General features: G+C 56.0%; 25 protein-coding genes and 1 pseudogene. 14 read left to right on the top strand and 12 right to left on the bottom strand.

What is annotated here, in order from left to right:
- The first annotated feature begins 2 nt into the window (after positions 1-2).
- The 4 genes from HX773_RS03585 (at position 3) to HX773_RS03600 (ending at position 3793) form a co-directional block, all read left to right on the top strand.
- Positions 3-941, top strand: a complete 939-nt coding sequence (locus HX773_RS03585; protein ID WP_176970459.1) for a sugar phosphate isomerase/epimerase — start codon at positions 3-5, stop codon at positions 939-941.
- Positions 942-1089: 148 nt separating this feature from the next.
- A complete protein-coding gene (locus tag HX773_RS03590; protein WP_176970460.1) occupies positions 1090-2043 on the top strand; it encodes a sugar-binding transcriptional regulator in 954 nt (317 codons plus the stop codon).
- A gap of 165 nt (positions 2044-2208) precedes the next feature.
- Positions 2209-2556 (top strand): helix-turn-helix domain-containing protein, encoded by a 348-nt coding sequence (locus tag HX773_RS03595; RefSeq protein ID WP_176970461.1) that lies wholly within the window; start codon positions 2209-2211, stop codon positions 2554-2556.
- A complete protein-coding gene (locus tag HX773_RS03600) occupies positions 2546-3793 on the top strand; it encodes a type II toxin-antitoxin system HipA family toxin (RefSeq protein WP_176970462.1) in 1248 nt (415 codons plus the stop codon). Before HX773_RS03595 ends, HX773_RS03600 begins: the two co-directional genes overlap by 11 nt.
- A gap of 13 nt (positions 3794-3806) precedes the next feature.
- Here the strand turns inward: HX773_RS03600 and HX773_RS03605 are convergent, their stop codons facing one another.
- The 3 genes from HX773_RS03605 to HX773_RS03615 all read right to left on the bottom strand — a co-directional run bounded on the left by HX773_RS03605 (position 3807) and on the right by HX773_RS03615 (position 6543).
- A complete protein-coding gene (locus HX773_RS03605; RefSeq protein ID WP_176970463.1) occupies positions 3807-4547 on the bottom strand; it encodes a DNA-binding transcriptional regulator YciT in 741 nt (246 codons plus the stop codon).
- A gap of 42 nt (positions 4548-4589) precedes the next feature.
- Positions 4590-5852, bottom strand: a complete 1263-nt coding sequence (locus tag HX773_RS03610) for a DUF1479 domain-containing protein (RefSeq protein ID WP_176970464.1) — start codon at positions 5850-5852, stop codon at positions 4590-4592.
- A gap of 178 nt (positions 5853-6030) precedes the next feature.
- Positions 6031-6543, bottom strand: a complete 513-nt coding sequence (locus HX773_RS03615) for an AAA family ATPase (RefSeq protein WP_176970465.1) — start codon at positions 6541-6543, stop codon at positions 6031-6033.
- Positions 6544-6876: 333 nt separating this feature from the next.
- Here HX773_RS03615 and HX773_RS03620 point away from each other — a divergent pair, with 333 nt between their 5' ends.
- The 5 genes and pseudogenes from HX773_RS03620 (at position 6877) to HX773_RS03640 (ending at position 10315) form a co-directional block, all read left to right on the top strand.
- The gene (locus HX773_RS03620) at positions 6877-8631 is read left to right on the top strand and encodes a glycerol-3-phosphate dehydrogenase/oxidase (protein WP_176970466.1); all 1755 of its coding nucleotides are present in this window, start codon (positions 6877-6879) and stop codon (positions 8629-8631) included.
- Positions 8615-8767: pseudogene (locus HX773_RS03625) on the top strand (aldolase); the annotation flags it as partial. The gene HX773_RS03620 and the pseudogene HX773_RS03625, both read left to right, overlap by 17 nt.
- A 132-nt stretch (positions 8768-8899) precedes the next feature.
- Positions 8900-9229: a DHCW motif cupin fold protein gene (locus HX773_RS03630; protein WP_176970467.1), complete on the top strand. Its 330-nt coding sequence runs from the start codon at positions 8900-8902 to the stop codon at positions 9227-9229.
- A 103-nt stretch (positions 9230-9332) separates the two neighbouring features.
- Positions 9333-9815 carry an antitoxin Xre/MbcA/ParS toxin-binding domain-containing protein gene (locus tag HX773_RS03635; RefSeq protein WP_154193487.1) on the top strand — a complete coding sequence of 161 codons (483 nt, stop codon included), beginning with the start codon at positions 9333-9335 and terminating at the stop codon, positions 9813-9815.
- Entirely contained in the window at positions 9815-10315 is a 501-nt protein-coding gene (locus tag HX773_RS03640) for an RES family NAD+ phosphorylase (RefSeq protein ID WP_176970468.1), read from the top strand. The genes HX773_RS03635 and HX773_RS03640 overlap by 1 nt, the downstream gene beginning before the upstream one ends.
- 189 nt (positions 10316-10504) lie before the next feature.
- Here the strand turns inward: HX773_RS03640 and HX773_RS03645 are convergent, their stop codons facing one another.
- Together HX773_RS03645 and HX773_RS03650 are read right to left on the bottom strand one after the other, a co-directional pair.
- Positions 10505-11767 carry a phosphatase PAP2 family protein gene (locus HX773_RS03645; RefSeq protein WP_176970469.1) on the bottom strand — a complete coding sequence of 421 codons (1263 nt, stop codon included), beginning with the start codon at positions 11765-11767 and terminating at the stop codon, positions 10505-10507.
- Between the two features lie 75 nt (positions 11768-11842).
- The gene (locus HX773_RS03650; protein ID WP_176970470.1) at positions 11843-12082 is read right to left on the bottom strand and encodes a hypothetical protein; all 240 of its coding nucleotides are present in this window, start codon (positions 12080-12082) and stop codon (positions 11843-11845) included.
- A gap of 250 nt (positions 12083-12332) precedes the next feature.
- On the opposite strand from HX773_RS03650, the gene hpxO reads away from it, so the two are divergent.
- Entirely contained in the window at positions 12333-13490 is a 1158-nt protein-coding gene (hpxO, locus tag HX773_RS03655) for an FAD-dependent urate hydroxylase HpxO (RefSeq protein ID WP_176970471.1), read from the top strand.
- Positions 13491-13765: 275 nt separating this feature from the next.
- Here the strand turns inward: hpxO and dcp are convergent, their stop codons facing one another.
- From dcp to guaD, 5 genes are all read right to left on the bottom strand, one after another.
- Positions 13766-15817, bottom strand: coding sequence for a peptidyl-dipeptidase Dcp (gene dcp, locus HX773_RS03660; protein WP_176970472.1), 2052 nt, complete (start codon positions 15815-15817; stop codon positions 13766-13768).
- Positions 15818-15889: 72 nt separating this feature from the next.
- The gene (xdhC, locus tag HX773_RS03665) at positions 15890-16672 is read right to left on the bottom strand and encodes a xanthine dehydrogenase accessory protein XdhC (protein ID WP_176970473.1); all 783 of its coding nucleotides are present in this window, start codon (positions 16670-16672) and stop codon (positions 15890-15892) included.
- Positions 16659-19025 (bottom strand): xanthine dehydrogenase molybdopterin binding subunit, encoded by a 2367-nt coding sequence (gene xdhB / locus HX773_RS03670; RefSeq protein ID WP_176970474.1) that lies wholly within the window; start codon positions 19023-19025, stop codon positions 16659-16661. Before xdhB ends, xdhC begins: the two co-directional genes overlap by 14 nt.
- The gene (gene xdhA, locus HX773_RS03675) at positions 19015-20457 is read right to left on the bottom strand and encodes a xanthine dehydrogenase small subunit (RefSeq protein ID WP_176970475.1); all 1443 of its coding nucleotides are present in this window, start codon (positions 20455-20457) and stop codon (positions 19015-19017) included. The genes xdhB and xdhA overlap by 11 nt, the downstream gene beginning before the upstream one ends.
- A complete protein-coding gene (gene guaD / locus HX773_RS03680) occupies positions 20454-21782 on the bottom strand; it encodes a guanine deaminase (protein WP_176970476.1) in 1329 nt (442 codons plus the stop codon). The genes xdhA and guaD overlap by 4 nt, the downstream gene beginning before the upstream one ends.
- A 384-nt stretch (positions 21783-22166) precedes the next feature.
- Between guaD and ydfG the strand changes: the two genes are divergently transcribed.
- Positions 22167-22913, top strand: coding sequence for a bifunctional NADP-dependent 3-hydroxy acid dehydrogenase/3-hydroxypropionate dehydrogenase YdfG (gene ydfG / locus HX773_RS03685; RefSeq protein WP_008104194.1), 747 nt, complete (start codon positions 22167-22169; stop codon positions 22911-22913).
- Positions 22914-23039: 126 nt separating this feature from the next.
- Here the strand turns inward: ydfG and HX773_RS03690 are convergent, their stop codons facing one another.
- Positions 23040-23369 (bottom strand): YnfA family protein, encoded by a 330-nt coding sequence (locus tag HX773_RS03690; protein WP_176970477.1) that lies wholly within the window; start codon positions 23367-23369, stop codon positions 23040-23042.
- Positions 23370-23499: 130 nt separating this feature from the next.
- Here HX773_RS03690 and HX773_RS03695 point away from each other — a divergent pair, with 130 nt between their 5' ends.
- Together HX773_RS03695 and HX773_RS03700 are read left to right on the top strand one after the other, a co-directional pair.
- Positions 23500-23835 (top strand): DUF1283 family protein, encoded by a 336-nt coding sequence (locus HX773_RS03695; RefSeq protein ID WP_176970478.1) that lies wholly within the window; start codon positions 23500-23502, stop codon positions 23833-23835.
- A 52-nt stretch (positions 23836-23887) separates the two neighbouring features.
- On the top strand, positions 23888-24184 hold the full coding sequence (locus HX773_RS03700) for a DUF1161 domain-containing protein (RefSeq protein ID WP_176970479.1): 297 nt from the start codon (positions 23888-23890) through the stop codon (positions 24182-24184).
- 30 nt (positions 24185-24214) lie between these two features.
- Here the strand turns inward: HX773_RS03700 and HX773_RS03705 are convergent, their stop codons facing one another.
- Complete coding sequence (locus HX773_RS03705; RefSeq protein ID WP_176970480.1) at positions 24215-25675, bottom strand: MDR family MFS transporter; 1461 nt, start codon at positions 25673-25675, stop codon at positions 24215-24217.
- 385 nt (positions 25676-26060) lie between these two features.
- Here HX773_RS03705 and HX773_RS03710 point away from each other — a divergent pair, with 385 nt between their 5' ends.
- Entirely contained in the window at positions 26061-26777 is a 717-nt protein-coding gene (locus HX773_RS03710; protein WP_176970481.1) for an ABC transporter permease, read from the top strand.
- Positions 26778-26779: the final 2 nt, after the last annotated feature.

Consider the following 26779-nt stretch of genomic DNA (forward strand, 5'->3'; position numbering starts at 1 on the left):
TCATGCCGTTAACGCTGTCACTGAATACCAATCCGCTGGTGAACCGCTTTGCCGACCCGCAGGATTTGATTACCACCGTGGCGCAGCAGATCCGTATCCGTGATTTGCAGCTCACCCATGAATTCATCAATCCCGGCTGGCCCGCTGCGACCATCACGCGCATGACGCGCCGCATGCAGCAAGCGCTGCGCGCCACCGGCGTGCGCGTGACCTCCGGCATGACCGGGCCGTATGGTCGCCTCAACCATTTTGGTCATCCTGATGTCGAAGTGCGCCGCTATTACGTCGACTGGTTTAAAACCTTCGCCGATATCACCGCCGAACTGGGCGGCGATGCGGTAGGTTCACAGTTCGCCATCTTTACCCAGCAGGATTTCAACGATGTTGCGCGCCGCGACGCGCTGATCGATATCGCCATGGATTGCTGGGCCGACGTTGCCGAACACGCCAAAGCCGCCGGATTGAAATACCTGTTTTGGGAACCGATGAGCGTCGGCCGCGAGTTTGGTGAAACCATTCCGGCCTGTTTAGCGCTGCAGCAGCGTTTGAGCGCCGCCTCGATGGCGCTGCCGATGTGGATGATGGCGGATATTGATCACGGTGATGTCACTTCCGCCGATCCGCGTGATTACGATCCTTATGCGTGGGCCGAAGCGGTGCCGCGCTACTCGCCGATTATTCATATTAAACAGAGCATGCTGGATAAAGGCGGACACAGACCTTTTACATTGCAGTACAATGCCGGCGGCCGCATTCAGCCGCAGCCGCTGCTGGAGGCGCTGGCGCGCGGCGGTGCGCAGGATAATGAGATCTGCCTTGAGCTGAGCTTCAAAGAGCGCGAGCCAACCGACAGCAAGGTGGTGGCGGAGATCGCCGAGAGCGTCGCCTTCTGGGCCGGGCATATTGATACCGGCGTGCAGGATCTGCATTTGGCGGAGTGAGGTGCGCGGTTTTCCCCTCACCCTAACCCTCTCCCGCAAGCGGGCGAGGGAACTGTCCGCGCACGCTGCTCGATCGGCCCCTTCTCCCACTTGTGGGAGAAGGTTGGGATGAGGGCTTAAGCGCACCATTTAAACCAAAGGACAACCCATGAAACCGGCACCAACCTCGACTGAACGCGACGAATCTTTGGCGCTGCGCGCCGCCTGGCTGCACTATGTCGGCGGCTTAACGCAGGCGGAAGTAGCGAAACGACTCGGGCTACCGTCGGTGAAAACGCACCGCATGATTGCGCGCATGGTGACGGAAGGCGCGGTGAAGGTGTCGATTGATGGCGATATCGTCGCCTGCGTCGCGTTAGAAGATCGGCTGCGCGCTAAATTCGCGCTTAACTTCTGTCATGTCGCACCCGATCTCGGCGAAGAAGGCTTGCCGGTGCGCGCGCTGGGCATGGCGGGCGCGGATTACCTGCGTAACCTGCTCACCGCGTCGCCTTCCACCACGCTGGGGCTGGGACATGGACGCACCCTTTCCGCCGCCATCCACCAGTTGCCGCGTATTGATGCGCCACATATGCGCTTTGTCTCGCTGCTCGGCTGTTTAACCCGCAACTACGCGCTCAATCCCCACGACGTCATGCATCGCATCGCCGAGAAAACCGGTGCGCAGGCCTACATGATGCCCGTGCCTTTCTTTGCGAATACCCAGGAAGATCGTGAAGTGTTACTGGCGCAGCGCGGCGTGAGCGAAGTGTTTGCCATGGCGGCGCAGAGTGAAGTCAAACTGGTGGGAATTGGCACCGTGGAACCCGCCGCTCAGTTGGTTGAAGCCGGCATGATTGATGAAGCGGAGATCAATGATATCTCCTCATCCGGCGCGGTCGGCGAACTGCTGGGCCACTTCTTCGATGCCAACGGACAGATGATTCACACTAACCTGACGGCACGCACGTTGTCGGTGGATCTCGACCTCTCGCATCGCGCAGAGATTGTCGCCCTGGCGGGCGGCGCCAGTAAAGTCGCCGCGATTCGCGCAGTGCTGGCCAGCGGTCTGGTGACCGGTTTGATTACGGATGAGGTGACGGCGCAGGCGTTGGTGGACTAATGCACAATGACGAGATGTTCACTGTATAGTACCAATAAGCATCATTGGTGCTATACAGTGAACATTTCTTGTAATCCGCGCCGTTGAAAAAACCATTCACATCAGGCTAAGATGTTCCATATATAGTACATATAACGCTTATTGGTACCCTGTGTGGAACAAATTATGACAACTTTCACTTCACCTACCTCACGCTATGCTCAGGAAGCGATTGCCCTATTAGCTTCCTTGATTCGTGCTGAACGTATCGAGAAGCAAATTTCAGTATCCGAGTTAGCAGAAAGAGCCGGCATTTCGCGTGGGACTTTACATCGCATTGAGCAAGGTGATGTTAAATGTCAGATTGGCAGTTATTTCGAGATTGCGGCCATATTGGGCATTCCCCTATTTGATGCAGAGGTGAGTTTGCCATCATTAGTCAGCCATCGTAATCGTGTTGAGGAAAAGCTCAAGCTGTTGCCTAAACACACCAGTAAAAAAAAGAGCAGCAGGAAGGTGAAGGATGACTTCTGAAGCGCGTTTTAGAGACGCTTACGTATGGATATGGCTGCCAGGTGAAACATCGCCAGTGGTGGCGGGCAGGCTTGAGGCTGAAGGCGATACGCTGCTTTTCAACTATGGTCGTAGTTATCTGCAGCGAGAAAACCGCATTCCGCTCAATCCCAACGAACTTCCTCTGCAGACTGGCGTTATTCCGCCGCTGAATGGGTTAAACATTGCGGGCTGTATTCGTGATAGTGCGCCTGATGCCTGGGGACGCCGTGTCATCATCAACCGTCGAATGGGACGAAAAGGTGCCAACGTCGATACCGGAATACTCGATGAGCTGACGTATCTCATTGAGTCCGGTTCAGATCGCATTGGTGCCTTGGATTTCCAGCACTCGGCAACGGAAAATATTCCGCGCTCGGCTGCGAATGTCACCCTTCCTGAATTACTGGAGTCGGCTGATCGGGTTGAAAAAGGCGTGCCGCTAACACCCGAACTTGATCAGGCGCTTTTCCATGGGACGTCGATCGGTGGCGCACGGCCAAAAGCCCTGATCGAGGCCGAGGGAAAAAAATACATCGCTAAGTTTTCTGCTAGTGCGGATATCTGGAATGTGGTGAAAGGCGAATTCCTGGCGATGCGGTTGGCGCAGTTGGCAGGATTGCATGTCGCTCCAGTGAAGTTAGTCAAAGCAGCAGGACGCGATGTGATCATGATTGAGCGCTTTGACCGCGAACATAAAGCCGATGGATGGACGCGAAAAGTGATGCTCTCGGCGCTGACCCTATTTGAACTCGACGATATGCTGGCGCGCTATGCCAGCTACGAAACGCTCGCTGAAATTATTCGTCAACGTTTTGCCTCGCCCAAAGAGACTTTGCTGGAGCTGTATAAACGGCTTTGCTTCAATATTCTCTGCGGCAATACCGATGACCATGCCCGCAATCATGCCGCCTTTTGGGATGGTAAACGCTTCAGTCTTACGCCTGCTTATGATATCTGCCCGCAAGGTCGTGCTGGCAACGAAGCCTCGCAGGCGATGTTGATTAGTGGCAACAATAATTTGAGTCGCATGAGCAGCTGCCTGGATGCAGCTCATCACTTTGCTTTGAGTCGCGCTGACGCGCATGCGCATTTCATGCTGTTAAAAACGTCGATTGAAACCTATTGGCATCATGTTTGTGATGAAGCTGAATTGAGCCAGGTGGATCGGGAAAGTTTGTGGCACAGGCAATTCATCAATCCTTTTTCACTTGAATAGCTGATCGCGTGAATCAGACCAAACTCACTTCGACGCCCTTCTCGCGCAGCGTCTTTTGATAGCTCGCCTCCAGTTCGGCATCGGTGATCAGTTGCTTAAACGGCTGAAGCGGTGCCAGCGCGAACGGATGAATCTGGCCAAACTTTGAGGAATCCGTCAACGCGATGGTGTGCGTGGGTTTTTCCATGATGGCGTTCACCACGTCACAGCGCAGCATATCGCGGCCGGTAAAGCCGGTGACCGCATCCCAGCCATCAATGCCGATAAACGCCTTGTGGAAATTGAGGTGCTGAATACACAGACGCGTCAGCGGCCCCACCACCGATTCACTGCTCTTCTGGAACAGGCCGCCGAGGATGATCACATCGCCGCCCTTTTCGCGCAGCAATCCGGCGATGTAATGGCTCACGGTAATGATGGTGATATCGTTGCGTTCACTCAGTTCACGCGCCAGCAAGGCGTTAGTGCTGCCGCCTTCGATAAACACCGTTTCACCGCTGTTCACCAGCGACGCCGCGTATTCGGCCAGACGCTTTTTCACCGCGAAGCGGGTTTGCATACGCGCGCCAACATCATCACTTTCTGGTGCCACGGCGGAACCGTGCACGCGGCGCAGAAAGCCGCCTTTCTCCAGAAGATTGAGATCCTGACGCACGGTCACTTCTGAAACGCCGGTGGTTTGCGCCAGCTCATTTACGCTGACGCTGCCGCGCTCGCTAACCAATTGGATAATCTGCTGATGACGTGCGTTCATAACACCCGCTGCTGTGAAATTTTTGCCAAGCTTACCAGAAATTTAGCCCAATCCCAGACTGCGGCGGCCATGGGCATTGAGCGCATCGAGAGTGAAGCGATCGCGCCACTGCGTTTCGTAATCCTCCTGCGGGAAATCGCCCGGCGATGCGCCGCTGGCCAGGGCCTGCGCCACTTGCGTCGCGTATGCGGCATTTTTCTCGCATAGCGGCGCGGCGGGAATGTACATCACATTGCCCCAGCCTTGCTGATCTTCTACCGGCGCTACCGAGTGGATCACATCGCAGTGCCACCAAACCGAATCGCCAGCCTGCAGCGCGGGAATCGAACACAAGCCTTCAATCAGTTCCGGATGCCACTGCGCTGAAACCGGCAGCACTTTGCCCGGCGCGACGCCGCACAACTCATCTTCCGGTACATCTTTCAACAACGGACGCAGCAACAAATAGGCCATCGCTTCCGGTACCGGCACCACATGCAGCAAGCCCTGACCAATCTGCATATCCGACAGCGCGGTCCAACCCTGGAAGGTACGGAATACCGAACACTTGGTGGTGGTGCCCGATTGATACTCATTCACTTCAGTGCGATGCGCCGCATCCCAGGGATCGTATTGATCAAACTGGTTGGTGAAAATTTTGCTAAACACCTGCTGATACGCCGGCAATAACCAACGCTCCAATGCGCCTGAATCGGTGTGCGCACCGAGACCTTTGGACGTAGTGCCCGGCAAGCGGCGACGAATACGATCGGGATAAATGATGCTGACGTCAGGTTCAAACCAGCGCGTGCCGCGCGACTCGAACGTCCACAAGCGATTAAGGAATGATTGCGTCTGGGCCATAGCCTCGCTTTGGCGCGCTGACATCTGCGCATTGCTCCAGTAGATCGGATAGATTTCCGGACGTGACGCATCAAGGTTGCCGAAGAAGTTATCGCCCGGCCCTTTATAGACGGTGTCGAAATCATTGTCATCGAGATACTTGAGCATCGACTGATCCCAGGCCAGCGCCTGATCGCGCGGGAAAGTCTGCTTCACCACCACACAACCGCGTCGACGGATGTGATCCTTCACCTCATCGCTGATACGTCCCGCCGCAATATCCTGCTGGCTGACCTGCGGCCACGCGCTGCCGTTTTGCGCCTCTTCCGCGCGAGCGGCGGCAATTTCGCTGACGATTTTGCTTCTGACTTGTTCAAACAAACCTTCGACATCACCGATCTGCTCTCTCAGCACCCGTTTCATCAGGCGTACGTTTTGTTGGAAATCATCAGGTTGTTGCAATGAAGTGAAAGTATTATTCATGACATGCTCCGATTCGTTAACTTGCGTGTTTCATTCGAAACTAAATTACACTTCATTCATAACAAATGCGCAGCAATAAACAATCCCGCAAGTGCTGAATACGGAGGTTGATCACATTAAGATCGAAGGATGGGTTTCAGGTGAAAGTGGCGGCGCGTTTTACGCCACCACTGAAAGATCAGGATTGTGAGGTTTTCGGCAGCGCTTGCAGAATGGCATCAACGCACTGCTGCGCCGAGAGCAATGCGCTATCTAGCTGCAGATGATCACGTTCCCAGGCTTGATATTCACGCTGTTCAACCGCCTGCCAATCCGGCAGTTTCAGGCCTTTAATATCGGAAGCGCGATTTTCGAGGCGAAAGCGATGCTTATTACGATCGGAACAGATCACTTCGACTTCCAGCAGCGGCGAACCGCTTAACAGGGCGATATCGCGATATGCATTGCGGATCAGTTGCAGGTCGTTAACCGAATCGGTTATGACGGTGGAACCGAGCAGCAAATTGTCACGCGCCAATCCATAAATGACGAAATACCCTTCCGGCCCGATAATTTTCTCGCTCTCTTCACCCGATCGCAGCGCCTGTTCGATAGTGTCGACGCGTAAATATACCGCGCCGATCTGCTGCGCTAATAGCCGCGCAATGGTGCTTTTGCCGGTGCCGGGTAATCCGCTAAACGTGATAAGCATCGACCATCTCCTTGAAATGAAATAAATATCAGTGAGGTTAACCTCACCCAATCTTGCGTAATGCTCAATAATTAAACGTCTTTCGCTCACCATAAATGGCGACCCTACAAAGGATTGGTGCGTTTTTCGTAGGGTGCGCATTCTTGCGCACCTGCATACATATGCAAATGAATGTTTAACTGAGTGGCATTATTTGTCAGTCTCTCGTAGATGAGTTAAGTGACCAACCTCTCAACTCTCAATCCTTACATTAACAATTCGTTCACCTTTCGTCCTCCAGCGCGGCTCCAGCGACTACGATCTCATCCTGGCGTACTGGAACTGGAGCATCTCATGGACAACATTAAAACCCGCGAACAACGCCTGAGCGCCCTGCGCCTGCGGTCGTCTGCACCGGTGTTGATTGTCGGCGGCGGCATCAACGGCATCAGCACTTTTCGTGAGCTGGCGTTGCAGGGCATTCCGGCGATTCTGGTGGAAAAAGGCGACTGGTGCCAGGCCGCCAGCGGTGCGCTGTCGCGCATGATTCATGGCGGTTTGCGGTATCTGGAAACCGGTGAATTCACGCTGGTCAAAGAGTCGGTCACCGAGCGCGATCGCCTGCTGAAAAATGCCTCGCATTATGTCTTCCCCTTACGCACCACAGTGCCGATCGATAATCTCGCAGGCGGCTTAGTGAATGCCACGCGCCGTTTTCTGCGCCTGAGCGATAAACCGACGCGGCGCGGTGCGTTGCTGATAAAAACCGGGCTCAGCCTGTATGACATTTACACCCGCCAATATGGATCGATGCCGAAGCATCAGGTGCGCAATGAAGCCGCCACGCGTGATCGCTGGCCGGGATTCGCGCCATGGGTGAAATACAGCGCCAGCTATTACGATGCCTGGATCAGTGCGCCGGAACGGCTGGGATTTGAGTTGATTGATGATGCCGAAAAAGCCTGTCCAGAAGCGCTGGCGATCAATTATCTGCAGCTGATCAGCGCCGAGGGCGAAACGGTTATTTTGCAGGATGCGTTGAGCGGCGAGCGCTTCAGCCTGCAACCGCATGTGCTGGTGAATGCCAGTGGTGCATGGATCGATCAGCTCAACCAACGCATCTCTTCACGCAACGATCTGCCCAGGCTGATTGGCGGCACCAAAGGATCGCATCTGATCCTCGACCATCCCGAATTGCTGCATATGCTGGATGGCGAAATGGTCTATTTCGAGAATCAGGAAGGCCGCGTATGCATCATGTTCCCGTGGTTCGGCAAAGTGCTGGTGGGTTCAACCGATATCCGCGTGGACGATCCCGATGCGGTGGTGTGCGAAGAGGAGGAAAAGAGTTACATCCTTGAGTCATTGCGCTTCGTCTTCCCGCATATCGAGGTGGCGGATTCCGCCATCGTTTACACCTTCTGCGGCGTACGTCCGCTGCCCGCCAGCGAGGCCAAACTTAACGGCCAAATCTCACGTAATCACTCATTAGTAGTGTTGCCGGCTGACGCCAATCGCGCCTGGAGCACGCTCTGTTTAGTCGGCGGCAAATGGACCACTTTTCGCCAGTTTGGTGAAGAGGCGGCGGATCGCGTGCTGCGGTTGCTCGGTGAAAAACGTCAGGTCTCCAGCGGCGATGTGCCGATCGGCGGCGGACGTGACTTCCCCAAACCCTCAGGACAAACCGCGTGGCTGGCGCAACTGGCGCAGCGTTATACCGTGCCGCTGCCGCGCGTGATGCAACTCGCCAAACGTTACGGCAGCCGCGCCCTGCCGCTGCTGGCGCTGATCCAGCAGCACCGCGAGCAAATGTTGCAGCATCACGCCGCCTATAGCGATGTCGAATTGCGTTATCTGATTGAGCATGAACAGGTTTGTCAGCTGGAGGATTTGCTGGTGCGCCGCACCTCGCTGGCGATTTGCGGTGAACTTAGTGCGCCGCTGGTGCAGGAGATCGCGCAGTTAATGGCCGCGACGCTCGGCTGGAGCGATAGCGAACGCGCGCAGCAGCTGCAGCGCGGCTGCGCCAATCTGGCTCGTTTGCACGGACTTACCGGCCTTTACCCCACGGTTTTTCAGGAGGAAACACGACATGTTAGTAACCAATAAAGTGCGCATGCAGCGTCTGTTTCAGCACGGTAAATGCCTGGATGTCGCCATCGATCACGGTATCGCCAACGAGCCCGATTTTCTCATTGGTCTGGAGAATATTGAGGGCGTGATGGATAACCTAATCGCCGCGCGTTACTGGGAAACGGGCGTTTAAAAAGCTGGAGCTGGCGATGCGCGAGATATGGCAGGAAGCCAGTTGATTTTACTGGCCTAATTGCCCTCTCGCTGCTAATCATGGCCGTCTTACCCACCTAAGGACATCCAAATGCAGATTAATCAGCTTCCTTTCGGCATCACCACCTGGAACGACATCGCGCCCGAAACCCATCCCGGCGATGAGGGCTTTGCTTTGTGGCGCACCCAACGCTTCGGCGATATTCGGGTGCGGATGGTGGAGTATTCGCCGGGTTATCAGGCGGATCACTGGTGCAGCAAAGGCCATATTCTGCTGTGCCTCGAAGGGGAAATGGTGACGGAGCTGGATGATGGTCGCACCTTCACGTTAACGCCGGGCGTAAGTTATCAGGTCGCGGACAATGCAGAAGCCCATCGCTCCTCAACCGTCAGCGGTGCGAAGCTGTTTATTGTTGATTAACAGTGCATTAGTTTTATGGTCGTACAAAAAATGACAACCTTTGCGCAGTGATGTACACTTGAGCTATAAAAATGTTCAAATGAACATTGTTCAGGAGGTTGTTATGACAACTGCATCCCCATTCAATCACGGCAATGCCGCACGCGTCTTCGATCCCACGCTGATCCAGCACGCTCAGCAATCTTTTATGGATCAAATGGGCTTGCCGCGTAATCCGCTGAAAGCGCACCAGTTGATCACCGAAGGTCTGGACGTCGGCATCGTTGAACGCGCGGCCACGGTGCTGAAAGCAACGCCGCTGGATGTGGCCCAGATGGTCTCGATCGATCGCAATACCTATCGCCGTCGTGAGAAAGCCGGATCGCAACTCTCGGTGGAGCAAGGTGCGCGCGTGTATCAGGTGTTCGAAATTCTGGATGCCGTATTGCAATTATTTGCCGGTGACGTTGACGCTGCCATGCACTGGATGTATCAACCTGCGTTGGCACTGGATGATGCATTGCCAATGGAGATGCTGAGCACGCCTGCGGGCTGTGATGCGGTGTTAACGCTGATTGGTCGCCTGGAACACGGAGTGATTGTGTAATGACGCAACGGAAGGAACCGGATGCTCCCTATCGGCTGTTTTATCGACTCGTGAAAGAAGAGTACGCCAGCGAGGCATTTAGCGGCGCTGGCGCTGAAAAATGGGGTGGACGCTGGAATCCGCCCGGTATTAAGACGGTTTACCTTAGCAGTTCAAAGGCGCTCGCCACGCTGGAACTGGTGGTGCATGCCGGCAAAGCGATGCTGGAGAAGAGCCGCTTTGTGGTTTTTACCCTGCCGATTCCTGAGAGCGAAATCATGGCGCTGGACAGCAGTAAGCTGCCCAGCGATTGGGAAAAGTATCAGCAGCAGGAAGAGACGCAGGCGATTGGCGCCGCGTTTCTCGATTTACAAGGCGGCTTTCCTTTGCTGTTAACGGTACCCAGCATTTTGACCGGCGAAGACAACGCCATTCTCAATCCCGACCATCCCGCCGCTGCCACCCTCATTGCACAAGCCACTTCAGCGCCCTTCGCGCTTGATCGCCGGATAAAAGAATGACGAGGTTTCGTAAGGTAGCCATTCATGCCGTAATGCTGCTCAGTTAATCACCGTATCAAATCACCGCACCTTCCGTAGCGGCGCGATTTATCGCGCAATGAATTGCGCCGCTACAATGTGTGCTCTCGGTAATGAGGGATTTTCATGTCTTTACTGACGAGCATTACGCCATTTATGGCGACCTGCATATCAACGAGCCGGTTTCGCTAAAGCATACGCCGCCGTCAAATCTACACGTTGCCAGAATGACTGATCCGCATCACTGCCGGACAGCGGATAGCCGTTTGGCAGCGCGCTTTTCACCATCAGGCTACGAATCTGCGCATCAGACAGCTGCGGCAACGCGGTCTTCAGCAGGATCTCCGCGCCCTGCGGGACTTTTACAGGCGTATTCTGCACATTGGCTTTCGGCAGGTTGTAACTCATGGTGAAACGATAGAACTGCTTCATCGCCGGTGAACGATACGGATCGTCCTTGCCATTGCTGCGCGCACACTCCGCCAGTGACGTGCCGCACTCTTTTTCCAGCGCGGCACGCAGCTGATCGCGAGCTTCACTAAACAACGCCTGATAGCGCGCATCGTTGAGATAGTTCGCCACGTTGCGCTGCGCCACCATGCGCGAACCCATCACATCCAGCGGGTAATGCACGCCCAACACTAAACGCGAATAACCGTAGCGTGCGCCGCGCGTCACCAATGCTTCAAAACGCTCCGGCACCATTTCGGCCAGCAACAAAGCATCGGTATAACCGGTGTTGGTATGGCCGCTCGGGAAAGAGCCGCCGTCGGCGGTGTAACGCACGTTGTCTTTTACCACCACATCGTCCGGCACCAGATGAATGCTGTTGCCCTCGCGCAGGAACGGTCGCGGATAGTTAAAGTGCTTTTTCGCCGCGCTGGTGCTGACTTCACTGGCTTTGATCAGCGCGGCGGCTTTGCCGATCTCACCTTTGTCGTAAGCCGCGAGGAAGGCTTTGCCGAGACGCGGGCCGAGCGCATCGGAGAGGAAATAGAGATAGCCAATCGCTTCCGCATCGGCCAACGCCTGATGACGCACATTTTGCGTGGCGTTCAGATTGATATTGGTAACTGTGGCCTGGCTGGCATCGAGCACGCTGGCGGGCAACGCGCTAAAGCCCGACAGCAGCGCAATTCCGGCCTGCTGATTCTGTTTGGTTTTGAAATCGTAGCCGCTGTTTTTCAGCCACTGCGTGTCAGCCTGTTTCGCGCTCTGTTTGGCTTTTTCCAGTTGCTCGCGCGTCAACGTGCTGCTGTCGCCTTGCAGCGCCTGACGTTCAGCCAATAAAGATTGCTGCTCAAGATCGCTATAAGCGGAGGTAGAACCGGTGGAGGTTAAGCCTGCCAGCGCGGCCGCATCGGGCAGTGAAACCGCATGTGCCTGCTGTGCCAGCAGAAGAACCGTTGCAATCAGTGTGAAGCGGGTTTTCATTATTTTCCCCTGTTATCAAAATATTACCTTGCCGGGGAAACACGCTAGCACTCGGTTATGACAGATTTATTTCACTTAACGACACTGACTGGCACAGTTTTGTACGCAAATTTGTGCCAGCGAGCCGCAGCCGCCGTTATTGTCGTTTTTACACTGTGATTGCTGCACATAACAGTTTTGCTGACAGGCTGAAACATCGCACTTGGCGGCAATTGGCGTCAGCTGCACCACCGGCGCTTTTCGCTCCGGCTGCCATTGCGGTTGTGCCAGCACGCTGACGCTGAACAGCAAGGCAAAAGCCATTATCCATTTCATGATTGAGTCCTCGCAGAACGGGTGTAATGAGTATGGCTGCTGCCGAGCCAATTACCATGTTGAAACAATCGATTCACTATTTCATGGAAGTTGCTCTGCTGCAGTGCATGGGTGTGCGCCACTGTAGTGCAGAGCTGCAAGATTAGATGCTGCTTCGTTGGTGTAAAATCAACGAGTTAGACCCTATTCGGTAAATCCTCCAACCTGGTACAAAAGTTGCAGTCTCTACTGCATAGCAAAGGAGACGAATATGAAAGCGATTGTGATTGGCGCGGGCATTGGCGGTATGAGTGCTGCGATTGCGCTGGAGAAAGCGGGTTTTGACACGGCGGTGTTTGAAGCAGTAAAAGAGATGAAGCCGGTGGGTGCGGCGATCTCTATCTGGCCCAACGGCGTGAAATGCCTCAATGCGTTGGGCATGAAAGATCCGCTGCGCGCGCTGGGCGGCAACATGGCGTTTATGGCCTACAACGATGCGCACAGCGGCAGCACCCTCACCCGCTTCAGCATGAAACCGCTGGTGCAACAGGTGGGTGAATATCCCTATCCGGTGGCGCGCGCGGAATTGCAGGCGATGCTGATCGATACCTACGGACGTTCGCGCATTAGCTTTGGCAAACGCGTTACGCAGGTTGAGCAAACTGAGCATGGCGTCACCGCCTGGTTTGATGACGGTAGCCAGGCCGAAGGCGATTTCCTGATTGCCGCCGATGGTACGCATTCGGTGATTCGCCACTATGTGCTGGGCGAAAACGTGGAACGTCGTTATGCCGGATACGTCAACTGGAACGGACTGGTGACGATTGATGAAACGATCGCACCTGCCGATCAGTGGACCACTTTTGTCGGCGAAGGCAAACGTGTGTCGCTGATGCCGGTCAGCGATAACCGCTTCTACTTCTTCTTTGATGTTCCGCTGCCAAAAGGCTTGCCGGAAGATCGTGCAACGCTGAAAAGCGATCTCAAAGGCTACTTCAGCGGCTGGGCCGAACCAGTGCAGCGTCTGATTGAACGCCTCAATCCGGAAACCACCAACCGCGTGGAAATCCACGATATCGAACCGTTTAGCCGTTTTGTTAAAGGTCGCGTGGCGTTGCTTGGCGATGCCGCACACAGCACCACGCCGGATATCGGGCAAGGCGGTTGTGCGGCAATGGAAGATGCGGTGGTGCTGGCGCAGACGCTGGCGTCACACTCTTTGGGGATTGAGGATGCGTTATTGCGTTATGAAGCCCGTCGCGTGGAGCGCACCAAAGATTTGGTGTTGAAAGCCCGCAAGCGTTGCGATGTGACGCACGCGAAAGACGCAGAAGTGACGGCGGCGTGGTATGCGGATTTGAAAAACGAAACCGGCGAGCGAGTGCTGGCCGGCATGTGCGATACCATTGAAGGTGGCCCGTTCGGGTAAATGAGGCCGCCTATTCATTTTTTGTAGGGTCGCCATTTATGGTGACCAGGTGCGCATAAATGCGCACCCTACGAAAACAGCGGTGAGTTATGCCCCTCCCAGTCCACGGTTTTTCAGCATTGGGTCGATTCGGCGAGCGAGTGCTGCCCGGCATGTGCGATACCATTGAAGATGGCCCGTTCGGGTAAATGAGGCCGCCTATGCATTTTTTGTAGGGTCGCCATTTATGGTAACAATGTGCGCATAAATGCGCACCCTACGAAAACAGTGGTGAGTTATGCCCCTTCCAGTCCACGGTTTTTTAGCATTGGGCCGATTTCCGGCTCTTTGCCGCGCCACGCCAGCCACAGATGCTGCAAATCGGTGCTGTTTCCGCGTGACAGAATATGCTCGCGGAACTGCTGACCGTTTTCACGCGTTAATCCACCACGTTCCACAAAGGCTTGATAGCCATCATCGGCGAGCATCTGCGTCCAGATATAGGCGTAATAACCGGCTGCATAACCGCCGCCCCAGATGTGGCGGAAATAGCTGGAGCGATAGCGAGGCGGAACCGTCGCCAGCGCAATGTTTTCGGCGGCCAGCGCCTGCAGCTCGAAGTGGCTAACGTCTTGCGGATTGTCGTGCGTGGTCAGTGAATGCCACTGCAAATCCAGCAGCGCGGCGGCGAGCAGCTCGGTCATGTCATAGCCTTTGTTGAACTTCGCGGCGCGCACCATCTTGTCGCGCAGCTCAGCTGGCATCGCCGCACCGGTTTTGTAGTGGCGCGCATAGTTGGCAAACACCGCTTCGTTGCTGGCCCAATGCTCATTAATCTGCGACGGGAACTCGACAAAGTCGCGCGGCGTGGCGGTGCCCGACAAGCTTGGATAGCGTTGCGTGGCGAACAAGCCGTGCAGCGCATGACCAAACTCGTGGAACAGCGTGATCACCTCATCCCAGCTCAGCAGCGCCGGCTGGCCAACTTGCGGCTTGGTGTAGTTGCACACGTTGTAGATCACCGGTTTGGTGCCGAGCAGCGTGGTTTGGTCAACGAAATTACTCATCCACGCGCCGCCGCTTTTGTTATCACGTTTGAAGAAGTCGGTGTAGAACAGCGCCAGCGGCGTGTCGTCGGCATCGAAAATCTCGTAAACGTTAACGTCCGGATGATAAACCGGCAGATCGTGGCGTTGGCTAAAGCGAATGCCAAACAGCTGGCTGGCCGACCAGAACACACCTTTTTCCAGCACGTTGTTCAGCTCAAAGTACGGGCGGATTTGGCTCTCATCCAGCGCATATTGGGCTTTGCGTACTTGCTCGGCATAGAAATTCCAGTCCCAGACGCGCAGCGGAAAACTGTGATGCGCGGCTTCAATTGCCTGCTGGATGTCGGCAGCTTCACGTTCAGCGCGGGCTCGCGCGGCAGGAACGATATTGCGCATAAAGGCAAAAGCCGCCTCCGGCGTTTTCGCCATCTGATCCTGCATGCTCCACTCGGCATAGGTTTTGAAACCGAGCAAACTCGCCTGCTGCGCGCGCAGTTGCGCCATGCGTAACACGATGTCGCGCGTGTCGTTATCATCGCGCTGCTCGCTGCGCGTTAGCGCCTGCTGGAACAGCGCTTCACGCGTGGCGCGCACTTCCAGCGCCTGCAGCGCCGGTTGCTGCGTGGTGTTTTGCAGCGCAATCAGCCATTCGCCGTGCAAGCCGCGCGCTTCGGCCGCCGCTTTAGCGTGCGCCAGCTCTTCTTCGCTTAATCCGGCCAACGCCGCCACATTGCTCACCACATAAGCACCGGCTTTGGTGGCCGCCAGCAACTTGTTGCCGAAACGGGTGCTGAGGCTCGCCAGCTCTTGATTGCAGGCGCGCAGCTGGGTTTTATCCGCTTCGCTCAGGCTTGCTCCGGCCAGCTGGAAATGCTGCCAGGTGACTTCCGCCAGTCGCATCGCTTCGGCATCCGGACACTGCGAACCGCGATGCTGGTAAACGGTGTCGAGGCGAGCGAACAGCTGGCTGTTCAGGCAGATTTCATCATTGAGCGCGGTGAGCTGCGGGGTAATCAGTTCATCGATTTCCTGCAGGCGATCGCTGGTGTTGGCGGAAGTCATGGCACCAAACACCAGATTCACGCGCTTCAGCAACTGGCCGCTACGCTCCAGCGCCTCAAAGGTATTAGCAAAGGTTGGCGCCTCAGGATTGCTGGCGATCGCCGCTACTTCGCGCCGTTTCTCTTCAATCCCCGCTTCCAGCGCCGGCAGAAAATCCTCTTCCTGAATCTGGTCAAATGGTGGGGTTTGATACGGCAAGGTGCTGGCGGTGAAAAACGGATTGGCTCGTGAATTCATTATCGCTCCTGATAATCAGCAACGCCGCACGGTGGCGGCGGGATGGTTCTATCCTGGCAGTTTCCTCGTCACTCAACAACTTATCGCCTGCTGCTGATAAACGCTGATGATTTCCCCCGCCACCGCGACGGCAATTTCCGCCGGCAACTTGCCCTTCACATCTGCCAAACCAATCGGGCAGCGCAAACGTGCGAGAGAATCTGCCGCAATGCCTTTGCCCTCTAAGCGATAGCGAAAGCGCTGGGCTTTAGTGGCAGAACCAATCACGCCAGCATAGCGAAAATCGCCACGCCGCAAGATCGCTTCGCTGAGCGCCAGATCGAGCGGATGATCGTGCGTCATCACCACAAAATAGCTTTCTGGCGCGGCTTCCTGCACGCAGTCAATCGGATCCTCAACCTGGCGCACCGTCACGCCGGGCGGCACGGCGCGAAACTGCGCGGCGCGGCTATCAATCCAGGTAATGTGGCACGGCAAAGTGGCGAGTAGATTTACCAGCGCCTGGCCAACGTGGCCTGCGCCGTATACCTGAATTTCCGGCTGCTGCTGCATCAGCGGTTCAAACAGCAAAGTGGCATGGCCGCCGCAGCATTGGCCGAGACGCGCAGCCAGCGCAAACTCTTCACTGCGCGGTTGAGTGCAGCGCTGCTGCAGCATCTCTCGCGCCTGCGCAATGCATTGATACTCAAGATGGCCGCCGCCAATGGTGAGAAAGGTGTCGCTGGCGCTGACCACCATTTTGCTGCCGCGATCGCGCGGCACGGAGCCCCGCTCGCTGAGCACGGTGATCAGCACGCAGCTTTCACGTTTTTCCCGCAGGCTGTGTAACACGCTGATCCAGTCATGATAAATCATGGTCCGCTCCTGATAAGCGCTGAATCCCCCAGAACACCCGCTCCGGCGTGGCGGGCGCGTCCAGCTGCGGATGGCGGCGATAGTTATCGACGCTGGCTACTGCATCCTGCAACGCGCACCACACGGCGATGCCCAACATGAACGGCGGTTCGCCGACGGCTTTGGAGTGGAATACCGTGTCCTGCGGATTTTTGCGGTTCTCAACCAGCGTGACGCGCAAATCGCTCGGCACATCGCTGATCGCCGGGATTTTGTAACTGGCCGGGCCATCGGTGAGCAATTTGCCCTTGTCGTTCCACACCAGCTCTTCGCAGGTGAGCCAGCCCATGCCCTGCACAAAACCGCCCTCAACCTGGCCGATATCAATGGCCGGATTCAGCGACGCGCCCACGTCATGCAAAATATCGGCGCGCAGCAAACGGTATTCGCCGGTCAGCGTATCCACCAGCACTTCACAGCAAGCCGCGCCGTAGGAGAAGTAATAGAACGGTTTGCCGCGTCCGGCGGCGCGATCGTAATGGATGCCCGGCACTGTGTAGAAACCGGTGGCAGAAAGCGGCACCTGATTAAGCCACGCTTGCTGTGCAACCTGGGCGAAGGTGAAGTGTTTCTCGCCGACGCGCACGATGCCGTTGCTGAAATGCACCGCGTCTGCCGCGCATTGATGTTGCTGACACAGCATCTCGGTTAGGCGATCGCGCAGGATTTGCGCGGCGTTTTGCGCCGCTTTGCCGTTGAGATCGGCCCCGCTGGACGCCGCGGTTGGCGAGGTGTTGGGCACTTTGCCGGTATCGGTGGCGGTCACCTGAATCTGGCTGATATCAATTTGCAGCACTTCCGCCACAATCTGCGCCACTTTGGTGTTTAAGCCCTGACCCATTTCGGTGCCACCGTGATTGAGCTGCACCGTGCCATCGGTGTAAATCAAAATCAGCGCGCCCGCCTGATTGAGGAAGCTGGAGGTAAAAGAGATGCCGAATTTCACCGGCGTCAGCGCCAGTCCGCGTTTCATAAAACGGTTGCTGGCGTTAAACGCGCTGATTTCACGACGGCGCGCGGCGTATTCGCTGCTGGTTTCTAATTGCTCCGTCATCTCATCCAGCAGATTGTCTTCCACCTGCTGGTGGTAATGGGTGATGTTGCGATCGGTTTTGCCGTAATAGTTACGTTTGCGCAGTTCGAGCGGATCCAGCCCAACTTCGCGCGCGACGTGATCCATGATCTGCTCAATCGCCACCATGCCTTGCGGCCCGCCGAAGCCACGGTACGCGGTGTTCGAGGCGGTATGCGTGCGGCAGCGATAGCCGGTAATCAGCGCATCACCGAGGTAATAAGCGTTATCGGCGTGGAACATCGCGCGATCGACAATCGATCCGCTGAGATCGAGCGAATAACCGCAGTTGCCAGCCAGATCGATCTTCACGCCGCAGAAGCGACCGTCGTCATCAACACCGACATCGTAGCGGACATAAAACGGATGGCGTTTGCCGGTGATCTGCATGTCGTCGCGGCGCGCCAGGCGCATTTTTACCGGTTTACGCAGCTGACGGGCGGCGATGGCACACAAACACGCCACGCCCGCCGCTTGCGTCTCTTTGCCGCCAAAGCCGCCGCCCATGCGCCGCATATCAATGGTGACTTTGTTCATGGTGATGCCCATCACTTCCGCCACCAGCTTCTGCACTTCGGTGGGGTTTTGCGTCGAGGAGAACACCTGCAAGCTGTCATCTTCGCCGGGGATCACCAGCGCCGTCTGGGTTTCCAGATAGAAATGTTCCTGACCGCCGATGTGAAATTCGCCCTGAATCCGGCGTGACGCCCGCGCCAGCGCGGCTTCGGCATCGCCGCGTTGGTGAATGTGCGGCTGCTGCACAAAGAAACGCTGTTCCAGCGCTTCACGCACGTCGAGCACCGCCGGCAGCGCTTCATACTCAACAATCGCCGCTGCGGCCCCGGCACGCGCCGCTTCCGGTGAATCAGCGGCGACGGCAATGACGATTTGACCGAAATATTCGATTTTGTCCTGCGCCAGCAGCGGATCGCCCGGCTCAAGCGGACCGACATCATTGAGGCCCGGCACATCACGCCACGTCAGCACGCTGACCACGCCCGGCACCGCGTAACACGGCTGCACATCCAGCTTGGTGATGCGCGCATGCGCGTGCTCGCTCAGACGCGGACAGAGATGCAGCAATCCCGGTAGATCCGGCTTGTCGTCGATATACAGCGCTTCACCGGAGACATGCTTGTCGGCACTTTCGTGTTTATTGCTGCGCCCCACGCCCGTTTGCATGCCGGTGGCGAACTGGGTTTTCAGCAGCGTTTCGTTCAGTTCCGGACGGTTATGAGACATAGCGCGATACCTCGGTAATGGTCAGCTCGCCAGACGCTTGCGCGTAGTAGCGGCGCAACAGATTGCGCGCCACCTGCAGGCGATAATCGGCGCTGGCGCGGAAGTCGCTCAGCGGCTGGAAATCCTCACTCAGCGCGCTACAGGCTTTTTCGATGGCGCTGAGATTCAGCGGCTGACCCAGCAATTGTGCTTCAGCCGCCAGCGCGCGTTTCGGCGTGGCGGCCATACCACCAAAGGCGAGCCGTGCTTCCACAATCACACCTTCCTCAATTTGCAGATTGATGGCGGCGAAAACCGCGGAAATATCATCATCCAGCCGTTTAGCCACTTTCCACGCCGCAAAGTTGGGTGACACCGTCACTTTAGCAATGGTGATACTGCGAATGAATTCACCCGGCAGCAAGACCGTTTGACGATAGGCGATAAAGAATTGATCGAGCGGCACTTCTCGCCTCTTTTCACCCTGCTGCAAAACCAGACGCGCATTTAATGCCAGCAGCATCGGCGCGCAATCGCCAATCGGCGATGCGTTACCAATGTTGCCGCCGAGCGTGCCCTGATTACGAATTTGCAACGAGGCAAAACGCTCCAGCATGCTGCTAAACGCCGGAATGTGCTGCGCTAAAAACTGATAGCAATGGTGCAATGAGGCGGCGGCACCGAGATAAAGATGCGTTTCATCTTCATGGCAGACCTTCAACTCATCCACCTGATCCAGCGCGATCAGCAGCGGCAAGCGCTGATATTGCTGGGTGATTTTCAGCGTCAGATCGGTGCCGCCAGCCACCAAACGGGCTTCAGGATGTTGCTGATAGAGCTCGGCGAGTTGCGCGACGGTTTTTGGCAGATAGCAGCGGCTGCCCGCGGCTTCGATGATCTGTACTTCATCGTTGCTGAGCGCCTGTAAACGCTGTACTAGCGCGGGTGCATTGGCGCTGAAGGCATCCGCATCAGGTTGTTCACACGCCTGCTGCGCCGCATCCATTATCGGACGATAGCCGGTGCAACGACACAAATTGCCCGCCAGCGCCTGCTCCGCCTGATGACGATCCCAGCCAGCGCTGTTTTTCTGCAGGGTAAACAGCGACATCACGAAACCCGGCGTGCAGTAACCACATTGCGAGCCGTGGCAATCCACCATCGCTTGCTGCACGCTGTGCAGTTCGCGGCCCTGTTTGAGATCTTCCACCGTAATCAGTTGCTTGCCTTGCAGGCTGCTGACCAGCGTCAAACAGCTGTTCACCGCCTGATACTGCATTTGTCCGTCCACCACTTTACCGAGCGTGACGGTGCAGGCACCGCAATCGCCAGACGCGCAGCCCTCTTTGGTGCCGCGACGCTGCTGCTGCCCGCGCAGGTAGTTAAGCACGGTGAGATTGGGATCAAGCTCGCGTTCGGTGATTAAACGATCGTTGAGTAAGAACTGGATCATGCGATTTGCTCCTCACTTTCGCGCTGCCAAACCGGCTTGCCGCTCACCCAGGTTTGCGCGATGTTGCGGTCGTCGCCAAGCGTCATCATTACAAACAGCCGCTCCCAGATGTCTTTGCTGTTGGCATTGCGCAGCTTCTGCAGCGGCGATACCGCCGCATCGAGCACCACGAAATCGGCCTCTTTGCCGGGATTGAAGTTGCCGATAACGTCATCCAGATCGAGCGCGTGCGCGCCGCCTAAGGTGGCGTGATAAAACGCTTCGCAGGCGCTGAGTTTGTACTGCTGTAGCTGGCCGACTTTGTAGGCTTCGCCCAGCGTTTGCAGCAGATTAAAGGTAGTGCCTGCGCCAACATCGGTGCCAATGCCCATGCGCACGCCCTGCTGCCAGCAGCGTTTGATGTTGAATAAGCCGCTGCCGAGGAACAGGTTTGACGTCGGGCAGAAGGCAATCGATGAATCGGTGTCATGCAGGCATTGCCACTCTTGATCTTCCAGATGCAGGCAGTGCGCGAACACGCTGCGTTTGCCGGTGAGTTGGTGGTGATGATAGACATCAAGATAGCCTGCGTGCTCCGGGAATAAAGCTTTTACCCAGGCGATCTCCTGCTGGTTTTCGCTCAAGTGCGTGTGCATCCAGACATCAGGAAACTCCTCGCGCAGCTGACGCACTTTATCCAGTAGTTCTGGCGACGAGGTCGGCGCAAAACGCGGTGTGAGCGCATAGCTCAGGCGACCGCGCTGATGCCAGCGCTCAATCAGTTCACGCGTGTGCTGATAGCTCTCTTCTGGCGTTTCGGTCAGGTATTCCGGCGCGTTACGATCCATCATCACTTTGCCAGCGATCAGCCGCATATCCAGCTGCTGCGCGGCGCTGAACAGCGAATCGACCGACTGCTTATGCACGGTGCCGAACACCAGCGCGGTGGTGGTGCCGTTCGACAGCAGCTGATGCAGGAAGAACGCCGACATTTTTGCCGAGTGATCGGGACAGTGATATTGGCTCTCCACCGGGAAAGTGTATTGGTTGAGCCACTCCAGCAGCTGTTCGCCAAAGGCGCCGATCATCTCGGTTTGCGGGTAATGAATATGGGTATCGATAAAGCCGGGCACGATCAGTTTGCCGCGCAGATCGGTGACGCGCGTCGGATCGACGCGCCCTTCCGCGATTTGCCAGCTTTCAAGGCTGACCACTTTGCCGTCACGCAGCGTTAATAAGCCATCTTCGAGATAGCGCGCGTTGGCAGCGATGTCGTCTGGCTGCGCGGCCAGAGCGGTAAAATCAAAGAAGCTGGCGCGCAGCAGCGTTTCGGGTGCGTAAGGCATAATGGTTCCTTGGTGCTTTTTTATTAGTGCAGGTAATTGCCTTAAAGATAGTTTGCAAAGCGCATGCCAATGCAAAGAACAAAAAATACTGTTTACTTTCAATATAATAGGTTGATTTGATGGGTTTTTGTGTCAAGCTTGGCGAGCAACCGTATGCGCAACCGGTTGCCTGCTATCGCAAACGGTTGCGATTTAACATTGCGGCGAGTTTTGTCGGGCATGGCGTGTTTATCGCCTGATGAGATGCGTCTTTGTGGTGCGCTAATGCACTCGTAATGTGCAGGAAAAATCCTGCAACACGCTCCTTTTGGTTTTCATGAGCATGGGTTCGAGGTTAATGCTAAGGTGTGGCTGATAACCTGAAATCGTTTAAGGAACAGTGAGATGATTATTTTTGTTACTGGCGCAACTGCTGGTTTTGGTCAAAGTATCACCCGCCGCTTCATTGCTACAGGTCACAAAGTGATCGCCAGCGGACGTCGCGCTGAGCGCTTAAAAGAGTTGAAAGATGAGCTGGGCGACAATCTATATACCGTTCAGCTGGACGTGCGTAATCGCGCCGCCATCGATGAAGTGATCGCCTCCCTGCCCGCTGAATGGCGCAATATTGATGTGCTGGTTAACAATGCTGGCCTGGCGTTGGGTGTGGAACCGGCGCACAAAGCCAATATCGAAGACTGGGAAAATATGATCGACACCAACAACAAAGGTTTGGTGTACATGACGCGTGCGGTGCTGCCTGCAATGGTTGAGCGCAACGTCGGTCATATCGTGAATATCGGTTCGATTGCCGGCAGCTGGCCTTATTTGGGTGGCAACGTGTATGGCGCGACCAAAGCATTCGTGCGCCAGTTCAGCCTGAATCTGCGTACCGACCTGCATGGCACCGCGCTGCGCGTGACCGATATCGAGCCAGGTTTGGTGGGCGGCACCGAGTTCTCAAACGTGCGCTTCAAGGGCGATGACGATAAAGCGGGCCAGGTTTACGAAGGCACCACCGCACTGACGGCGGAAGATGTGACCGAAGCGGTCTATTGGGTGACGACGCTGCCGAAGCACGTCAACATCAATACGCTGGAGATTATGCCGGTGACGCAAACCACCGCAGGACTGAAAGTACATAAAGGTTAATTGCGGTTATACGCTTTTTGATCGAGATACCCGGGGCGACCATCCCGTGAGGCGCTCCGGCGGCTTTCGCCGCTACGACCTCATCGGGATGTTTCCCCTAATATCGAACGCCTGTGTGGCCGATTATTACGCGCGGTCCCAACCCGTCACGATGATTAACATGCCGCTCAAGGCGACCAGCGCGCCGACCCAATCCCACGTACTCAGTTTTACGCCATCCACCACGCGCAGCCAGATCAGCGCCGTCAGCACGTATACGCCGCCATAGGCCGCATAAACGCGTCCGCTCGCGGCGGGATGCAACGTCAACAACCAGACAAACAGCGCCAGACTCGCTGCGGCGGGCACCAGCAACCAGGCCGTCATGCCCTTCTTCAACCACAGCCACGGCAGGAAACAGCCAACAATTTCCGCTATCGCAGTGATAAAAAACAGCAAGGCGGTTTTTACCAGCATAGAAAATCTCTCGCTAAGCTAAACAAAGCGCTCACCGCTGGTGAGCAAAGAAGCAGCGATGATATACTAGCGCCCATGGTTGTTACAGCCGCGATCCCGGCTGTGCTGGTGTTAACTGAAGGAAATGACGATGAAAAAACTGTTTTCCGCCCTGCTGGCTACCGTGGTGACTTCTAGCCTGTTAATGGCTGCGCCCATCGCTTCGGCCAAAACCGATCGCCTGATTATTGAAGATGGCAGCAGCGCCTCGAGTAATGAAGCCGCGCGCCAGAGCAAAGAGCAGTGGAACGATACCAAAAACCTGCGCAACAAGGTCAATACGCGCGTCGAGAAAGAGTTCGATAAAGCGGACAAAGCCTTTGATACCCGCGACTCCTGCGAAAAGAGCTACAACGTTAATGCCTATTGGGAACCGAACACGCTGCGCTGCCTTGACCGCCGCACCGGACGTCCACTTGCACCCTAATCGTTTATCACTGCTATAGTTTTGACAGGATTTCTGACCAAAGGAGTGAATGATGAAAAAACGTAATGCAGTTCTGCTGATGGCGATGTTGTCGCTGCCGGTATTGGCGCAGGCTTCTTGTGAAAGTGTCAAAGCGGACATCAGCAAAAAAATCATTAACAACGGCGTCGCCGAATCGGACTTCACGCTGGATATCGTGGCCAATGATCAAGCCGATCAGGTCGGCGGTCAGGTAGTGGGTCATTGCGAGAACGACACACAGAAAATCGTCTACAAGAAAACTGGCCGTGATGGTGACAGCACCGTGCCAGACGGCGCGGGCAGCTCTCAGGATACGCCAGCGCAGTAACCTTCGGGCGGCTCTCTGGCCGCCCTGCTTTTACTCCACTTCCGGCCTTTGCCGCGGCATCATCCACGCCACCCACAGCGTTAACAGCGCAATCAGCAATGACACCACAAATACCCAATGTAATGAGCTGGCGATTTGTCCGGTCCAGTCATGCAATGTCGCCTCCGGCAGCGCCTGACGGCTTTCGTGCGACATGATTTTCTGCATCGGATCGTCCGCCTGCGGCAGCCGCAGCGACAAGTTGAGGTTCAGCACCGCGCCCAATAACGCGGTACCAATCGCCGAACCGATCATGCGGCTAAACATAATTGAGGCGGTGCAAATGCCGCGAATGTCGTAATGCGCATGGTTCTGTACCGATACCAGAAACGTGGTGCTGGTCATGCCCATGCCGGTGCCAATCACAAAGGCGGTGAATCCTGCCTGCATGATCGAGCTGTCGCTGCGTAGTAACAGCAGCAACGCGCTGCCCGCAATCAGCAGCAGCGCGCCCAACTGCGCGGTGAAGCGATAGGAGGTGATGAGCATCAACCTGCCGCTTAAGGTGCTGGCCAGCGGCCAGCCAATCGACATCATCGCCAGTGCGCTGCCGGCCTGCAGCGGCGTGCCGCCGGTGATGCCCTGAATCCACGTCGGCAGAAAGGCGCTGATGCCCATCATGCTGGCACCGATAATCAGGTTGCCGATGTTGCCAGCGACGATGAGCCGACTGCGCCAGATTTCCAGCGGAAACAGCGGCGCATCGGCACGCTGTTCATGCTGTTTTAAACGCCAGGCGGCGATGACCGCCAGCAGCAGGAACGGCACCAGCCAGAAGCCGAGCACTTCTGCCTGCAACAGCGCGACCAGCAACGCCGTTACGCAGATCATCAGCCAGCAGCTGCCGGTGAGATTGAGCGTGGTGGCCTGATTTTGTTCGCGCGACGGAAGAAAACGCGCCAGCAGCAGCATGGCGATGGCGCCAATCGGCACGTTGACCCAGAAAATCACCGACCAGCTAAAGTGCTGCACCAGCCACGCACCGCTCAGCGGACCGATGATTGCCGCCACGCCCCAGACGCTGGAGAGCCAGCCCTGGACGTTGGCGCGTTCGCGCGGCGAATAGACGTCCGCCACAATGGTGGAGGTCAGCGGCATAATCGCGCCGGCACCTAAACCCTGAAAAGCGCGAAACAGGATTAGCCACGTCATGCTGTGGGCGAATCCGCACAGAATCGATCCCAGCAAAAACAGCGAAACACCTATAAACAGCAGCCGTTTGCGGCCCCACATGTCTGCCAGTCGGCCATACAGCGGCACGCTGACGGCTTGCGTCAGTAAATAGATGGAAAATACCCAGCCAAACTGCGAAAAGCCGCCAAGATCGGCAATGATGGTCGGCATCGCGGTGGCCACGATGGTGACTTCAATCGCCGCCATAAACATAGCGAGCATGCAGCCGATGAGAATCCAGTGGCGATGTTCCGTGTTCAATTCTGCAGTTTCAGTCATATGTCTCCCTAATTTCTAACAAGGCTAGCTGAAAATTTACCAGACCAGTTTCCTCTGCGTGCGCCCCATTAGTGACGTCGTCACTTATTTCGATGAAAATTTTTTATTGTCGGATGATGCCTTATTCCATGCGGGTTAGATGCGATTTTTGATTATTTCTATCTGTCTGATTTTGCCGCAAAAACTGGCGCTTATCGACAAGCATTGCTATAGGTCTAAGCGGTGCTTTCCAGTTATTCACTGAAAAAGCATCTGCTAACAGTCATTTTAACTGCAATTTAACGGGGTGAAGGATTTTCGTATGTGTACGTTTTAACACTGCGCCGCCATCCTGGGAATGACGTCACCATATCGAACGATTTTATGAATCAGGGAGACACTGGCTATGCAAAATGCATCGCTCGCCCGCCGCGCTGGGCTGGCTCTGCTCGCGATTGTTGCGGTGATTGCCCTGCTGGTTTGGGGGCTGGGGCTGAATACGCTGCGCGACCGCCGGGAAGATTTGATGTATCTCGGACAGCAGCATCTGTTTTTAGTGTTTTGGTCAATGTTCTTTGCGCTGCTGGTGGGCATTCCCAGCGGGATCATGCTGAGTCGTCCGTTTGCCCGTCGCTGGGCAGAATACGTGATGCAAATCTTCAACGTGGGTAACACGCTGCCACCGCTGGCGGTATTGGCGCTGGCGATGGTGATTGTCGGTATCGGCGATCGTCCCGCGCTGATTGCCCTGTTCCTCGCCTCGCTGCTGCCTATTGTGCGTAATACTTTTGCCGGTTTAAGCGCGGTACCGCCGTCGCTGATCGAAGCCGCCAACGGTATAGGTATGACGAAGTTTCAGCGTTTGCGTCAGGTGGAAATTCCCAATGCGCTGCCGGTGATTCTGGCAGGCGTGCGCATCGCCACGGCGATTAACGTCGGCACCGCGCCCTTGGCGTTTCTGATTGGCGCCAGCAGTTTTGGCGAGCTGATCTTCCCCGGCATTTACCTCAACGACTTCCCTACGCTGATCCTCGGCGCTGTGGCCACGGCGCTGGTTGCGCTGGTGCTCGACATGCTGCTCGCGGCATTGGGACGTTATCTCAGCCCGCACTCTGCGGCTTAACA

Origin of the sequence: Pantoea sp. B9002, from assembly GCF_013385945.1 — a bacterium.
Taxonomy (GTDB): Bacteria; Pseudomonadota; Gammaproteobacteria; order Enterobacterales; family Enterobacteriaceae; genus Pantoea.